The following is a 14,755-nucleotide window of genomic DNA, read 5'->3' on the forward strand; positions in this document are numbered from 1 at the left end:
CCTCGATCAGACGAGTGACATGAGTGTGCGGAGCATTTCATCGGCGAGCGAGATGACTCGCGCGGCGGCTTCGTACTGCTGCTGTGAGTTGATGAGATTGATGGACTCTTCGTCGGCGCTGACGCCCGAGACGCTGGCGCGTTGAGCCTCGAGGCTCTGGCGGACGACGGATTTTGCGTAGGCGAGGGTTTCGGTGGACGAGGACTCGACAGCGACGTTCTGGACGGACTGTGCCCAATGCCCCTGGAGTGAGAAGCCGTTGAGAGCGCCGAGTTTGGTGTTCTGGAGATCGACGATGGCGAGGGCGGTGCCGTTCTGAACGAAGACGTTGTTCTCGATGCTGCCGAGAGTGAGGCGAGATGGGTTGGCAACGAGATCGGGATTGACGGAGATGGAGCGTGCATCGGAACCGGTGAAGTAAGCGTTGACGCCGAGGGAGGCAAGAACGCCTGAAGAATCGTCAGCGAAGCGGAATTCGAGACCTGGTGCGGCGGCGATCCTGAGTTTGCCGTCAGGCCCGAAGGAGGCGGAGAGGCCGTTGATGTTGTTGAGCGATGTTGCGATGCTCGCGGGGGTTGCGTCATCTTCGGTGCCGGGCATTCCCGAGGCATTGAGGCCGTCGAGATCGACATTGATGCGGACGCGTTGGGTTGCGCCGGTGGTGGAGTTTTTGACTTCGACGAAGAAACCGCCGTTCTTGGGTGCGAAGGGGTTGCCGGCGAAGGTGGTGTTGCTTGGGCTGTTGAATGGTGTTGCGAGGTCGGAAGGCAGGACCTGGAACGCGGCGGTGATTGAACGAAGGCCGGGGTCGGAGGCGCCTGTGCTGTGGAGTTTGTTGACTTCGAAAATGAGCTGCGAGGAGAGGGTGTCGAGTCGAGCAATGGTGGTATCGATGACGGAGTTTCGTGTTTCGAGGAGGCCGCCGATGGAGCCGGAGGTGATGGCGATGGGTGATTGATCGTCGCGCACTCGAACGCGGACGGAGAGTTGGTCGCCATCGGGGACGCGTTCGATTTCGAGGCCTCTGGAGAGCCCGCCGAGGACAACCGGCGTGGATCCGACGAAGACGTCGTAGTTGCCCTGCGCGTCTTCAACGACAGAGACATTCATCATGGATGAGAGTTGATTGACGAGTTCGTCGCGGCGGTCGCGGAGCGGGTTTGCGGACGCGTTGGAAGGGCCAGACGCTGCGATGGCGGCGTTGACACTTGCGATCTCGGAAATGATGGCGTCGGCTTGTGCGATGTTGGCGTCGATGTTGGATTCGATCTGCTCGCGCAGGGCAGAAAGGTCGGAGCGCATCGAGCGGATGAAGGACGCGACGCGGTCGCCTTGTTCGATGACGACTGCGCTGGAGTTGATGAGGTTTGCAGCGTCGGACCAGGCGGAAAAGAAGTCATTGAGTTGAGTCGAGAGGTCGAAGCCGGTGAGTTCGCTGAGGACGGATTCGAGTTGCGAGGCCACGTTGAGGCGTTGTGCGGCGGCTTGCTCCTCGGCGATGCCGTTACGGAGGCGGGCCTGGAGGGCGTTATCGACCTGTCGCTGAATGGCGCGAATCTGCACGCCGCGCCCGGGCATGAAACGGTCGGATGCCTGGCCACGAACACCTTCGAGGAGTGCGGTCTGTCGGGTGTAGTGAGGGTTGGCGATGTTCGCGAGATTCTGCGACGCCACCTGAAGGTTGAGTTGGCTGGTGGTCAGCGCGGAGCGTGCGATCTGGATGGCGCCGGTGAGGCTCATGGTGTGTTACCTTGTGAGATCGATGCCCGAGACAACTGTGGAGCATGCATCAACGCGACCGAGGCGGCCATAGGTTCCGGCGTGGTTGAGGCGTGCGGCGACTTGCTGGAGCATGCCTTCCATGTGCGCGAGGAGGGACTGGCTTGCGATGGCCACAATGTTTTGCTCATCGCGGACGCTCTGAATGATTTCGCGTAGACGTGCGGCGAGTTCGAGCACGCGGCGGCGCGGGGCATCGGGGAGCGTGGCAGCGAGATCGAGAACGGAGATGGTCTGGCCGAAGGTATTGCGGCGGAGCGTGTCGAGATCGCGGATGCGCTCGATGGAGTCGGCTTGTGCGCGGATGGCCTCGGCAATTGCTGCGCGATCGGCGCGGGCGAGTGCTGCGCGATGAGCGCGAGCGGCCTGGAGAAGGGTCTCGTGCTCGGCGATGAGATCGGCGAGGATGCGAGCGATGGTTGCGGCTGTTTCGGAATGAGTTTCAGGCATGGTGTGCGTTCTCGTTTGCGAACAGAGACGCACATGGCGTGCCAGAGAATTGGTCGTGCGAATCGCTGCGATGATCAGGCTGCGGAGCGGGCGATGATGTCGCGTGCGATGCGATCGACGAGAGGAAGATTCCAGTTGGAGACGATGCGCTGGGCGGTCTGAGCGTCGAGAAGGGAGCCGAATTGCCGCTCGGCGGGGGTCTGGCCGAAGGGGGGCTCGGTGGAACGGGCCTCGCGCGCTTCCTTGAGGATTGGCTCGACGAAGGTGATGGAGACCAGTTGGGCTGCGGCGTTTTGCGCGTCTGCCAAAGTCGTCTGTTGTGGTGCTGTCAGGCTTTGCGACTGAGGGGCGCTGCGGTTGGCGGTGTTGAGAATGTTGGCAAAGGTGCGCTGGTTGTCGAGCGTGGGGGCTGAATGGGAAGAAGTCAGAGAGTTTGGGAGAGAGTTGGTGGGGGAGATGAGCATCGAGTGGATTCCTGCTTGTAGGTTGAACGGCGATTGAATCGAGGCGAAGGCCCGCAAGGGATCAGAGACTTACTCGATGACGAGGCGAGCGTGGAGTTTTCCGGCGCGGTGGAGCATCTGGAGGATTTCGATCTGATCGCGCGATGGGACGTCGAGTTGTTCGAAGGCGCGGAGAAGATCCTGGAGTCGTGCCTGGCGTGTTTGCGAAGTTTCGGTGGTTATCGGAGCCCACTGGCGCCGCTCGATCAGAGGAGCGTCGGGCGTCGGGACGGGTGGCGGGGTTGTGGTGGTGATGGTGAGGCCGCCATGGGTGATGATGGCGGGGCTGATTTCGACATCGCCGGTGACGACGATGCCGCCCGAGCGTGAGTTGACGACGACCATCGCGGGGAGCCCGAGCATTGTGGTGTTGATTTCTGCGCTGAGGACATCGCCGACAAATGCGGCAGGATTTGCGCGTTCGTTTTCGGGGATATTGATGCGGATGGCGCGTTCGTTGAGCACGACTGCTACGGGTTCGGAGAGTTTCTTGGAGGTGAGGAGGTATTGCTGATTGATCTGGCTCGCGACCTGGGAAGCGGCGGTCCAGCCTGAGAAGTGTTTGTGGATGATGAGGTCGAAGGCGTGGGTGACGGCTGGAGTGGTGCGGATTGGGCGGACGATGCGTGCGCCGCCACGGACGCGTGCGACCGTGGGGGTTGCGGAGTCCTCGATGATGATGGTGCCTTGTGCGAAGGCGTAGACCTCGCCGCCGGGGACAGCTGCGGTGAGTGGTGCGACCCAGAGTTCTCCGCCTCGGAGGCTGGATGCGGAGTTGATGACGGAGAGTTGGATGTCGAAGGTGTCGTCGACTTCTGCCCCGGTATCGGGGATGACGCAGGTGACCATGACGAGGGCCATGGATTTGGAGTTTCGGAGTTCTTCGAAGTTTGGGATCTGATTGCCGAGGTTTGCGAGAGTTTGGGCGAGAGGGCGTGCGAGGACGAGATCTTTGCCGGAGTCACCGGTGCCGGAGAGGCCGCCGACGAGGGCGATGCCGTGGAGGATTGATTCGCCTTGACCTTTGATGCGTGCGATTTCTCGGACGGTTGCGGGGTGAGCGCATGCTGTGCATACAAAGAGGAAGAGAATGGCGAAGAGAGCGCGGTTGTTGCGCATTGGTGGTGCTCCGGGTTGGTCTGGTAGGGGGAAACGCGAATGGTGTGCCATGCGGGTGGATGCTGCCACAGTCGGGACGGGGATAGTCCGATGAGGGATGTGAGTCGGTCTATCGGAGGACGGAATGGCAGGGGAACCGGCAGAGATGAGTACAAGCCGGGGATCGCGGCGGGAGTCGGTGTCGGCGGCCAGGCTGCTGACGGTTATCGGCGTTTTGTCGGTGATTGCAGCGGGTGCGGCGGGTGTGCTGTGGGTCTGGCGTGAGAGCGGCGAGATTGCGATCGAGTTGATCGGCGTGTGCGTGGGCGGGGCGATTGCGGTCGGCGTGTGTGGCGCGCGGGTCATGCAGCGTGGACGTGCGACTGATGCGGTGAGTTCGTCGCTGCGGGCGTATGCGGGCGGGGTTCGTGAAGTTGCATGCTTGTCAGTGGCAGATTCGCTGGGGCCGATCGGTGCGGCGTACAACGCATTGCTTGCCGAGCGCGATCGCATAGAGGCAATCGAAGCGGCAGAGGCACTCGCGCGGGTCGAGGGCGAAGAGAGGAGTTCGGCTGAAGGGCTGCAAGGCGCGCTTGATGCGATGTGGAGCGGGGTGATGGTGTTCGGGCGCGATGGCTTGCTGGAGATGATGAACGGCGCGGCGGGGGTGTTGCTTGGGATCAATCGGAGCGAAAGTGTTGGGCAGGGCGTGCGCGTGGTGATGCGCGATGAGAGCATGGCTTCGGCGACTGAGCGTGTTTGCTCGGGCGGGAGCAGGCGCAAAGAAGTCTTTGAATTGCGTCGAGGGAGCGAAGAGTCGGGAACGTGGCTGCGTGTGAGTGTAAAAGGGAGCCAGGCATCTGATGGTGGCGCGGTGGTGATCGTGGAGGATGTGACTCAGCAGCGCGCAGCGGAAGAAGCGAGAAAGAATCTGGTGGCGCACACGGTGCATGAGCTGAGAACGCCTCTGACGAATATCAGGTTGTATGTGGAGGAAGCGGTCGAAGCAGGAGAAGACGATGCGAAGCGGCGTGAACAATGTCTGAATGTCATTAATCAGGAGTCGCGGCGGCTGGAGCGTGTGGTGGCAGACATGCTGTCGATGACCGAGATCGAGTCGGGGTCATTGCAGTTGAGGCCTGGAGATGTGAGGCTCGATGCGATCTTCGAGGATCTGCGTGCGGATTACGAGGCAGCGGCGACGGAAAAGGGGATCAGCTTGAGCTTCGTGCTGCCACCGAAGTTGCCGGTGATGTTCGGCGATCGGGAGAAGTTGTCGGTGCTGCTGCACAATTTGTTGGGGAATGCGACGAAGTACACGCCGCGTGGTGGCGTTGTGATGTTGGAGGTAGTGGAGGAGGCTGGTTGGTTGATCGTGAAGGTTGCGGATACGGGGATCGGGATTGACCCGTCGGAGATCGAGCGGATCTTCGAGCGTTTCTATCGGTCGACAGACGTGCGGCTTGGGGAGATCGAGGGAACGGGTCTTGGTCTGACGCTGGCACGCGAAGTGGCGAGGCTGCACGGTGGAGATATTACGGTGGAGTCCGAACTCGAAAAGGGGAGCACCTTCACGGTGAGACTGCCAGTGGGACAGCGTACCGCGGCAGCGGCATAGCGAGGGCTTTGCGATGAAGATCGAACAAAGGCGACATGGAGCGGTGCTGGTGCTGAGACCTGAGGGACCATTGGCGGGGGAAGATGTGCTCGCGTTCACGTCGAGTCTGCGCGCCGGGATGGAGGCAAGCCTTGGGAGACTTGTGATCGATGCCTCGGCGATTCCGTATGTGGATAGCGCGGGGTTGTTGGCGCTTGTCGAGGCTGGTGAGGAAGTCGGCAGTGGCGGGCGGAGCCTGAAGTTGTGCGGAGCCTGCGACACAATGCGAGAGACCTTCGAGTTGACGGAAGTTTCGGATCTCTTCGAGTTCTATGACGACGCGTCGATGGCGGTGCGGAGTTTTCTCTGATGCTGATTTGGACGTGTGTAAGCCGATCTCGCCAGTGCGGGAGGCTTGTGTGACGTGATGAAGTGAGGGTTTGAGTGTGAGTGGTCGGCCGAAGCGCATTGGCGAGATTCTGATCAGCGAGGGCGCGGTCACTGAGGAGCAGCTTGACCGGGCGCTGGCCGAGCAGCGTTCAACCGGGCGGCGTGTCGGGGAGTTGCTGGTTGAGCAGGGGTTGGTTTCGCCGACGGTATTGCTCAATGCGCTGGCGCAGAGCCATGGGGTGCGCGGGTGCCGGCTGCGGCACGGTTTGCTTGACCCGGGATTGCTTGAACTGATCGGAGCAGAGGAAGCAGAGCGGCTGCGGTGCATCCCGATGTTTCGGCTGCGGGATGTGCTGACGGTTGCGATGGTCGATCCGCAGAGTCTGCCCGCGATTGATCGCCTGCGGAAGTTGACGGGACTCACGATCAGGCCGGTACTGGCACTCGAACAGGATGTGCTGGATTACATACGCAAGTATGCGCACGGGGACATCGACGTTGACGAGTTTCTGACGTCACTCTCGGAGACAGATGTTGAGGTTGTCGAGCGTGAGCGGGTTGATGAGCACTCGGCGACGGACCTCGATCGACTGGTCGAGGGCAGCCCGATTGTCAATCTTGTGAACATTGCGCTCCTGACAGCGGTGCGTGACAAGGCGAGTGACATTCACATTGAGCCGAACAAGCGCGGAACGCTGGTTCGGTATCGAGTGGATGGGTTGCTGCGCGATCTGATGAAACCTCCGATCGGAATGCATCAGGCGATTGTGTCGCGTGTGAAGGTGATCGGGAAAATGGACATTGCGGAGAAGAGGCTGCCGCAGGAAGGGCGCGTGCGGATTGTCGCTGAAGCGCGCGAGATCGATCTGCGTGTGTCGAGCATGCCGACGCTGCTGGGCGAGAAGTTGGTGATTCGCATTCTGGACAAGGAGAATTTACACGTTCGGCTGGAAGATCTGGGGTTTCGGATTGATGCGCTGGATGCGTTCAGGCGTGTGCTTCGGCAGCCTCACGGGTTGATTCTGGTGACAGGCCCGACGGGTAGCGGCAAGACGACGACGCTGTATTCGGCGCTGGATCTGCTGCGCAGCCCGGAGCGCAACATCGTGACGGTCGAAGATCCTGTGGAGTATCAGCTTGATCTGGTGAACCAGATTCAGGTGCAGGATGCGATTGGGATGACGTTTGCGCGCGCGCTGCGGAGCATTCTGCGGCAGGACCCGGATGTCATCATGGTCGGAGAAATTCGAGACGAAGAGACGGCGCGTGTTGCGGTGCAGGCGGCGTTGACGGGGCACCTGGTGCTGGCGACGCTGCACACGAATGATGCGCCGGGTGCGGTGGCGAGGCTGGTAGATATGGGTGTTGAGCCGTATCTGCTCTCGGCGGCGTTGCTGGGTGCGGTGGCACAGCGTCTTGCGCGTTCGATCTGTGGGTCGTGCGTGACGAAGTACTATCCGCCGCCGCTGCTGATTGAGGATCTCGGGAGGCCGGAACTGGAGGGGCGTGCGTTCAAGAAGGGGAGCGGGTGTACGCAGTGCCATGACACGGGGTTCAAGGGGCGCTTCGGGGTGTATGAGGTGATGGAAGTGACGCCGGCGATTCGGCGGATGATCTATCGGGCCGCGCCGACGCACGAGATACGAGAGAAGTTGCGAGAGTTTGGCGCGCTGTCGTTGCGTGATGAGGGAATCGCGGCTGCGGTGGAGGGCAAGACGAGCCTCGAAGAAATTGTGCGCGTGACGCACTCGGATGAGGAGGTTGAAACCGGACCAGTGCCTCAGAAGCGAGGTGCGGCATGAAGTTTGTGTTCGAGGCGTTTGATCGAGCGGGAAAGGTTGTGCGTGGGTCAGTTGAGGCCGGCAGCGAAACGGAGGCCACGGAGAAACTTCGCTCACAGGGAATGTTTGTGTCGTCGGTGCAGGAGTTTTCGGCAGGGCGTGCGCGTGGGAAGATGCGGCTGCCATCGGTCAAGAGGCTGCGCGCTCTGGCGATGGTGACGAGGCAGATGTCGCTTCTGATCGCGACGGGTACGACGGTTGTGGACGCGCTTGCTGCGGTTGAGCGGCAGGTCAAGGACCAGAAGGTACGGCAGACAATCGGCGCGGTGCGTTCGAGGGTGGAAGAGGGCGCGAGTTTATCTGAGGCAATGGGCGCGCATCCAGAATTGTTCGACACGGTGTCGTGCAGCCTGGTACACGCTGGCGAGACGGGCGGCGGGATGGAGGGGATGCTTGAGCGTCTCGCGGGGCTGGCGCGACAGCAGGAGAAACTGGTGTCGTCGGTGATCGGGTCGATGGTGTATCCGCTGCTGCTGATTGTGGTGTCGGTATCGGTGATTGTCTTGATGATGACGTTTGTGCTGCCACGATTTACCGAGATGTTTGAGGCGCTCGATGCGCCGCTGCCCGCGACGACGCAGCTGCTGATGACGGTCAGCGATTTCATGCGAACATATTGGATGGGAATTATTCCGGCAATTGGAATCGGGGGTTTTGTGGCGTGGCGAGCGATTGGCACGGATAAGGGTCGTGAGCGAGCCGAGAAGGTGCTGCTGCGCACGCCGGGAATCGGAAAGATTGCGATCAGTCTGGTGGTGGCACGGATGGTCAGGTTGCTTGGGGTGCTTATTGAGGCGCGGGTGCCGTTGCTCGAGGCACTGGAGTTGACGCGGGCGTCGGTGCAGAGCCGGCATTTTTGCGCGCTGCTCGAGGGTGCAGCTGAGAAGGTGTCGCAGGGTGAAACGCTGAGCAGTGCGTTCGAAGGTGATGCGCTGGTACCGGTGTCGGTGTCGGAATCGATCGGGAATGGTGAGAAATCTGGTCGGCTTGCGAGCGTGATGACGAGTCTTGCCGAGTTCATGGATGAGGACAACGAGGTGGTGGTGCGTTCGTTGTCGAGCATTGTCGAGCCGGTGATTCTGGTGGTGCTGGGCGTGGTGGTGGGATTTGTGGCGATCAGCATGTTCCTGCCATTGTTTGATCTGACGTCGATGACACAGCAGGGCGGTGGGAAATAATGTCGCGTGGGCATCAGATCGGGCTGGACATTGGTCGCGGGCGCGTGAAGGTTGCCCAGCGTGATGGGCAGGGGCGGATCGTTCGCCTTGCATCGATGCGTCGTCGCGATGGGCAGGGCGTGATCGGGGATGACGCTGAGTTGATTGCCGATGCGCTCGAACGCAAGGGTTTCGACCGGCATCCGGTGGTCGTTGGAGCGTGCATGACCGAAGCACGGATCGACGAGATTGAGTTGCCCGTGCTGGCGTCGAGTGCTCCGGTTGAAAGGCTTGTGCGTGGCGAAGTGGCGAGGCTTGCGCGCTGGAAGAATGATGAGTATGTTGCGTCGTGGTGGGCGATACCGCCTGCGATGCGGACGCCACCGACGAGCGCGATGCTGGTTGTGTCGTGTCCGAACAGTGTGAGCGAAGCGTGGGCCGAGCCTCTGGCGCGCGCGGGTCTGGATGTTGTGGCGGTGGACGTTCGTCAGGGGGCGATCGTGCGTGCGTGCAGCATGAAGGCCCAGGCTGCGGGGTTGATGCTGGTTGCGGATATCGGGTGGGGTTCGACCGAACTCTCAGCCTGGATGTGTGGCGAATTGGTGTTTGTGCGATCGCTCGAAGGACGCGGGCTTGAATCTGCGTCGGCGTTGCTGGCCAACGTCGAGTGTGATCGAGTGATGGCATTTGAACGGTTGGTGCTTGAGAGTGAGAAGCCGGTCAACGCGTGTACTGCGCGATGGGTGAGGCGTGTCGAGGGATCAGTAGGGAATCTCGGGCTGGAAATCTCACGCGAGATCGAAAAGACGCTGGTGTACCTGACGCGCCGGTTTGGCGGGTCGGATGTGGCGCGGACCTGGGTTGCGGGCGGTGGTGCTGGTGTTGGGCGGATGATGAGGGTGATTGAGGATCGGCTCGGCGCGATCGGGATCTGCAAGCCTTTGGAGTTGATGGAAGTCGTTGGTCAAGCGGCGACACACGGCGCGGACCCGATGTTCGTGACGGCGTGCGGGCTTGCGCAGTGGGGTGGGGGGAACACATGACGGCGATCAATCTGCTTGCGCCGCGGCGTGTGATGGAGCGAGAAACGCGACTGCGACGGAACCGATGGACCATGGCCATGAGCGCGGCGGTCGCAGTGGCTGGCGGAGCAATTGCATGGGCGCAGGGAACACGGGTGCAATCGCATGAACTGCGCGTTGAGGCGTCGCGGTTGGAAGAAGAGATCGGGAGGCTTGCGGTCGTGGCCGAAGCACAGGAGATGTCGCTCTCGGAGCGTGAGGTGCAAGTGCAGGTGCTGCGGCGCGTGGCGAGGCAGCCGGACTGGTCGGGAGTGCTCGATCTGCTCGGGAGTTGGTGCGGTACCGCGACGCGGCTTGAAACCGTGACGATGCGCATGGAGTCGGGTCGGTCGCGGTTCGTGATCGTGGTCGTCGGTGTGAGTGAGAGTCAGGAGAAAGTTTCGGCGTTTGTCGATGAGACCGCACGGAGCGGGCTGTTCGAGTCGATTGTGCTCGGCGGGACGCGGCGTGTGGAAGGGATTGGGATGCTCGGCACGCGATTCGAGTTAACGTTTGAACTTGCGGGACATCGAGCACAATCGGAGGCGCTGCGATGATGGGGCGTGAATCGCGGTGGATGACCGATGTCGGGGGAGTGGTGGCGTGTGCAGTGCTGGTGGCGGCAGTGTATGGGCTTGGGGTTCGGCCTTGGTTGAGCGCGCGGGCCGAGCACGCGATGTATCAGGATCAGGTGGCGTCGCTCTCAAGCGAAGTTGAGGAATACGAGCGTGTGACGATGCAGCTTGCGCTGGCACTGGCGACGGTTGACAGGCACATCGAGGCCGAGACGGTGACGTTGCGAAGTGCCTCGCAGTTGACTGATAAGTTGACGGAGCTGGGGCTGCTCGCCGAGGACCACGGGTTGGTGATCGACTCCATGAATCCGGGAAAGGCTGAGGAAGGTGGTTCGCCGGCGCGAGTGTCGATCAGCCTGCGCGGAGTCGGAAGATATCTGGACGTTGCGCGTTTTCTCAATGAGGCAAGGGATGCGGATCGTGCGGTTGCGGTGCGTGCGATGCAGTTGAGCCGAGGGGGAGAAGATGGGGCGGGTCGGTTCGAGCTGGAGCTTGTGTGGTTTGTGTCGGGCCGATAGCGGTTGGTAACGGTCAATCCCCAGAAGTGGGTTGCGTGTGCGGTCGAAGAATTGACCGGTGAAACGCATGGGGATGACGAGACGACAAAAGGGTTTTGTTGGTGTTGCGGTGCTCGGCGTGGCAGCGGTGGGTGTTGATCGCCTGGTGCTGCTGCCTGGTCCTGCGAGTGCGTCGGCCGCCTCGGTTATGGAGACGGTACGCGAGCATCTCGATCTGTCGAAGCTCGAGGCAAGAGCGACACAACTGGTCAAGGCGACAATCGAGGCGGAAGTGCTTGATGCGATGAAACAGGGCGATCCGTCGTTTGATGCGTTTAACCCTGAGGCGATGAAGCAACTTCAGGCGGCACTGGCGGGAGAGCGAGTGGCGGCCCCGGTGGCGGTGGAGGCCAAGGCGGGGGGGCCGCGCGACGAACCGCGCACGCAGCGTGTGCCGGCCTTGACAGCGGTGGTGACTCGCGGCAGTGGGGGCATAGCGGTGCTCGATGGCAAGACGCTGTCGGTCGGCGAAACGCGTGATGGCATGACGCTTGTGGGGGTGACTGCGCGGTCGGCGACGGTGCGCATCGGGGGACGTGAGTACACGTTATCGCTCCCTGTAGCAGGAAATTTGAAAAAGTCGAGCGAGACAGAGTGAAGTTGGAGAGGTGAGTCGACGATGGATTGAGTGGCGGGCCATTTGAATGGTCTGTGATCTAAGGGGATTCGATTCCAGGGAGGAATGCGATGGAGACTGCGATGAAGAGAACGGTACGTGGATTCAGTCTGATCGAACTGGTGGTGGTGGTGGTGATTCTGGGCATTATCGGCGCGATTGCGATTCCGCGCATGAGTCGTGGCGCGTCGGGCGCGGCCGACTCTGCTCTTGTGGCCGATCTTGCAGTGCTTCGCAATGCGATCGCACTGTACGAAACGGAGCACCAGGGCGTGTTTCCGACGGTTGCGGCCTTCGAGAATCAGTTGACGACCTTCACGAATCTTGCGGGAACTGCCAACGCGACCAAGACCGAAGAGTTCCTGTATGGGCCTTACCTGCGCGGGATTCCGAAGATCAAGGTCGGGTCGAACAAGGGTTCGAACGCGGTGGTCGGCACGGCGGGCGGTACAGCGGCATGGCTGTACAACCAGACGACCGGCGAGATCTCGGCGAACCTGGCCAGTAGTGAGAAGGACGCTGCGGGCACTCCGTATGCGGATTATTGAATCACAAGGTATGACATCCTTTCTGACTGCGATCCGGAGACATTCGGGTCGTGGTTTTTCACTTCTCGAACTTGTTGTGGTGCTTGCGATTGTGGCCGTGCTGGGTGCGATTGCCTTGCCGCGGTTCAGTTCGGCGCACGAGAACAGCGCCGCCGATCAAGCGGCCAAGCGTGTTGCGCGGATGATCGATCACGGCCGGACACTGTCACGCGGGTCGTCCAAGCAGGTCTTGTTCCAGACCGATGCCCAGAACAATCGAGTGCAACTGGTGCTCAATGGAATTACGGTTGAAGCGGTCACACTGTCAGCCAAGCCTTATCGTGTGAAGGTCGTCAGTGCGAACTTTGGTGGCTCGTCACAGGTCGTGATCGATCACTACGGAGTGGTGCAGACTGCAGGAACGATTGTTTTGCAATCAGGGACCGCCAAGAGGACCATCAATATCAATACATCGAATGGCATTGTGGTGAACTAGCGGGCACGTGGAGCGTGTGCCTGATGAGGAAGACGTGTGATGAAGAGTTGGCGAGGCATGACGCTGATCGAAATGGTCGCTTCGCTGGCAATTACGGCAATTATTCTGTCTGCGCTTTCGTCGGCGGTGATGGTTGCGGCCGGGGCGCTGCCGAAGGAATCATCTGAACGTGCATCGCGAGCGACGCAGCAGATGGATCGAATGCTGCTGGATATCACTGAGGCAATGCGTGTGAGTGTCTCGGGTACGACAGCGATTCGTCTGCTCGTGCCAGATCGAACCGGGAACGGACAGCCTGAGGAGATTGTGTATGGCTGGGTCGGACTCTCGGGCGGGCAGATCATTCGCTCGCAGAACGGAACAGTGAGCGAATTTCTCGGTGGAGTCGATTCGCTCGCGGTGGAATTGACGACAGGACAATCTGGGCATGTAGCCCTGACGGGGACGACTCATCCGGTGGTCAAGGGGGCGCGGGTCGAGGTGAAGTTGAACGGGCACGAGCCGGTGTCGCGGGAAGTGCCGATTCATGCCGAGCCTCCGGTGCTGAGTGGATGGGTGCGGGCGGATTTTGACTCCCTACCTCAGAACGTTGACTGGGACCGCGAAAGTGGGACCGACTGGCAAGTGACAAGCGGGAGTATTGGGAACGGCAATATCAGTGGCGGGGTGTGGGCGTGCTCGGGTACGCTGAGCCTGCGGAGCCGCTGGAAGTTTACTGAGCCGACGATCGTCTCGACACGCGTGCTGATTACGCGAGACGACAGAAGCGCGAGTTTGAAACTGGTGGGGGACTGCTCGGCTCTGGGTCATGTTGAGTTGGAACTGATCGTTCGGCGTATGAGTTCGAGCCAGACCCGAGTGCAAATCAACCAGATCGGGTTGCTTTCCACATCGACACTGATTTCGCAGACGGTTGGCGGGGGCGTGCATGAAGTCAGTATGGTGCTGTTGCCAGGTGCAAAACGTGTGAGGCTCATCATCGATGGCGTGCTGGTGGGGCAGCCGAGTTATTCGACAAAGCTTGGGCTTCTGGCGAATGGGTCGCTCGCTGTGAGCGGGACGGATTTTCGCGTGGAATACGACTGGGTCGAGGTTCGGGTTGGAGGTGTGGAGTGAAGCTCTGGGCACGTGCCATGTCGCTGGCCGAGACGACTATTGCCCTGGCGGTGGTGTCGGTGCTGCTGGGCGCGTCGCTCAACACAGTGGGCGCGACGGTGACGGTGCGGCAGATGGCTGAGGATCAGGAGCGTGCTGTGCTGCTGGCGCAGGATCTGATGGCGGAGATCATGCAGGTGGAGTATGGCAATTCCGGGACGAATTTTAGCCCCTTTTCACCCAACGGCAGCACGAGCCGTGCTGCGTACACCACGATCGACCATTACCACGGCTGGACAAGCACGCCTCCGATCACGCGTGATGGCAAGACAATCGAGTGGGGGTGGGGGCTGACACGACGCGTGAGCGTGGCCAGAGGGTCGAGCGTGCTCTCGGGCCTGGTGCCTTCGTCCAAGGTGATTCGTGTCGAGGTGATGCGCGGGAAGAAACTGGTGTTCGCGCTCGATGCGATTCGGGTGGAGGCCGAGGCTTCGACAAGGAGCATGCCGTGACGATGCGTGCTTGCCCAAAAGAAGCCTGTCGAGTGCGATCACGGCGCGGGAGTGTGTACCTGCTCGTGCTGGGCGTGTCGATGATGGTCGTGACGATTGGGGTCGGGTCGGCGCTTGCGGCCCGTGCGCAACTGGAGCGTCAGAGCATCGCGGCGGACGTGGCGCGGGCTGACACTGGCGCTGTCAGCGCTCTCGAACGCGTCATCGGGCTCATCGTGGAGGGGAAGGTAGATCCGCGCTCGATGGGTGCGGGCGTGTGGGTGCCCGAGACGAATCTGCGTGGAGTCATGATCTCGGTGTCGTATCGCGATCCGGATGATGGAAACCTGACCGATGATGCGTGGGATCGGGTCAAGATCACGAGTCGAGCCAGACTCAATAGCGTGACGCAGTATCGGTCGATCATGATCGAGCCTTTGCCCAACGCCAGCGGTGGCGTGCGCGGGTGGAAACGCATTCCCGGTTCATACCGTGTGGAAGCGGCCCCGTGATGGGTTGATG

Annotated in this window: 17 protein-coding genes; 13 read left to right on the plus strand and 4 right to left on the minus strand. The window is 61.1% G+C overall.

Annotated elements, in window-relative coordinates:
* Positions 1 to 6 precede the first annotated feature (6 nt).
* The 4 genes from flgK to KF757_13610 form a co-directional block, all read right to left on the minus strand.
* Positions 7 to 1,740 (minus strand): flagellar hook-associated protein FlgK, encoded by a 1,734-nt coding sequence (gene flgK / locus KF757_13595; GenBank protein ID MBX3324010.1) that lies wholly within the window; start codon positions 1,738 to 1,740, stop codon positions 7 to 9.
* 6 nt (positions 1,741 to 1,746) lie between these two features.
* Entirely contained in the window at positions 1,747 to 2,229 is a 483-nt protein-coding gene (flgN, locus tag KF757_13600; protein MBX3324011.1) for a flagellar export chaperone FlgN, read from the minus strand.
* A gap of 74 nt (positions 2,230 to 2,303) precedes the next feature.
* Positions 2,304 to 2,693, minus strand: a complete 390-nt coding sequence (locus KF757_13605; GenBank protein MBX3324012.1) for a hypothetical protein — start codon at positions 2,691 to 2,693, stop codon at positions 2,304 to 2,306.
* A 69-nt stretch (positions 2,694 to 2,762) separates the two neighbouring features.
* Entirely contained in the window at positions 2,763 to 3,851 is a 1,089-nt protein-coding gene (locus KF757_13610; GenBank protein ID MBX3324013.1) for a flagellar basal body P-ring protein FlgI, read from the minus strand.
* A gap of 124 nt (positions 3,852 to 3,975) precedes the next feature.
* Here KF757_13610 and KF757_13615 point away from each other — a divergent pair, with 124 nt between their 5' ends.
* The 13 genes from KF757_13615 to KF757_13675 all read left to right on the plus strand — a co-directional run bounded on the left by KF757_13615 (position 3,976) and on the right by KF757_13675 (position 14,745).
* Positions 3,976 to 5,448, plus strand: coding sequence for a PAS domain S-box protein (locus KF757_13615; GenBank protein MBX3324014.1), 1,473 nt, complete (start codon positions 3,976 to 3,978; stop codon positions 5,446 to 5,448).
* 13 nt (positions 5,449 to 5,461) lie between these two features.
* The gene (locus tag KF757_13620) at positions 5,462 to 5,797 is read left to right on the plus strand and encodes an STAS domain-containing protein (protein ID MBX3324015.1); all 336 of its coding nucleotides are present in this window, start codon (positions 5,462 to 5,464) and stop codon (positions 5,795 to 5,797) included.
* A gap of 76 nt (positions 5,798 to 5,873) precedes the next feature.
* Positions 5,874 to 7,619: a Flp pilus assembly complex ATPase component TadA gene (gene tadA / locus KF757_13625; GenBank protein ID MBX3324016.1), complete on the plus strand. Its 1,746-nt coding sequence runs from the start codon at positions 5,874 to 5,876 to the stop codon at positions 7,617 to 7,619.
* The gene (locus KF757_13630; protein MBX3324017.1) at positions 7,616 to 8,836 is read left to right on the plus strand and encodes a type II secretion system F family protein; all 1,221 of its coding nucleotides are present in this window, start codon (positions 7,616 to 7,618) and stop codon (positions 8,834 to 8,836) included. The genes tadA and KF757_13630 overlap by 4 nt, the downstream gene beginning before the upstream one ends.
* Positions 8,836 to 9,858, plus strand: coding sequence for a hypothetical protein (locus KF757_13635; GenBank protein ID MBX3324018.1), 1,023 nt, complete (start codon positions 8,836 to 8,838; stop codon positions 9,856 to 9,858). The genes KF757_13630 and KF757_13635 overlap by 1 nt, the downstream gene beginning before the upstream one ends.
* On the plus strand, positions 9,855 to 10,433 hold the full coding sequence (locus KF757_13640) for a hypothetical protein (protein MBX3324019.1): 579 nt from the start codon (positions 9,855 to 9,857) through the stop codon (positions 10,431 to 10,433). The genes KF757_13635 and KF757_13640 overlap by 4 nt, the downstream gene beginning before the upstream one ends.
* Complete coding sequence (pilO, locus tag KF757_13645; protein ID MBX3324020.1) at positions 10,430 to 10,969, plus strand: type 4a pilus biogenesis protein PilO; 540 nt, start codon at positions 10,430 to 10,432, stop codon at positions 10,967 to 10,969. Before KF757_13640 ends, pilO begins: the two co-directional genes overlap by 4 nt.
* Positions 10,970 to 11,042: 73 nt before the next feature.
* Complete coding sequence (locus KF757_13650) at positions 11,043 to 11,606, plus strand: hypothetical protein (protein ID MBX3324021.1); 564 nt, start codon at positions 11,043 to 11,045, stop codon at positions 11,604 to 11,606.
* Positions 11,607 to 11,707: 101 nt separating this feature from the next.
* On the plus strand, positions 11,708 to 12,172 hold the full coding sequence (locus KF757_13655; protein MBX3324022.1) for a prepilin-type N-terminal cleavage/methylation domain-containing protein: 465 nt from the start codon (positions 11,708 to 11,710) through the stop codon (positions 12,170 to 12,172).
* A 10-nt stretch (positions 12,173 to 12,182) separates the two neighbouring features.
* Positions 12,183 to 12,647 (plus strand): prepilin-type N-terminal cleavage/methylation domain-containing protein, encoded by a 465-nt coding sequence (locus tag KF757_13660; protein MBX3324023.1) that lies wholly within the window; start codon positions 12,183 to 12,185, stop codon positions 12,645 to 12,647.
* Between the two features lie 39 nt (positions 12,648 to 12,686).
* Positions 12,687 to 13,763, plus strand: coding sequence for a prepilin-type N-terminal cleavage/methylation domain-containing protein (locus KF757_13665; protein MBX3324024.1), 1,077 nt, complete (start codon positions 12,687 to 12,689; stop codon positions 13,761 to 13,763).
* Positions 13,760 to 14,254 carry a hypothetical protein gene (locus tag KF757_13670; protein MBX3324025.1) on the plus strand — a complete coding sequence of 165 codons (495 nt, stop codon included), beginning with the start codon at positions 13,760 to 13,762 and terminating at the stop codon, positions 14,252 to 14,254. The genes KF757_13665 and KF757_13670 overlap by 4 nt, the downstream gene beginning before the upstream one ends.
* Complete coding sequence (locus KF757_13675) at positions 14,251 to 14,745, plus strand: hypothetical protein (protein MBX3324026.1); 495 nt, start codon at positions 14,251 to 14,253, stop codon at positions 14,743 to 14,745. The genes KF757_13670 and KF757_13675 overlap by 4 nt, the downstream gene beginning before the upstream one ends.
* Positions 14,746 to 14,755 lie beyond the last annotated feature (10 nt).

The organism is Phycisphaeraceae bacterium (assembly GCA_019636795.1).
Lineage (GTDB): Bacteria > Planctomycetota > Phycisphaerae > Phycisphaerales > UBA1924 > JAHBWW01.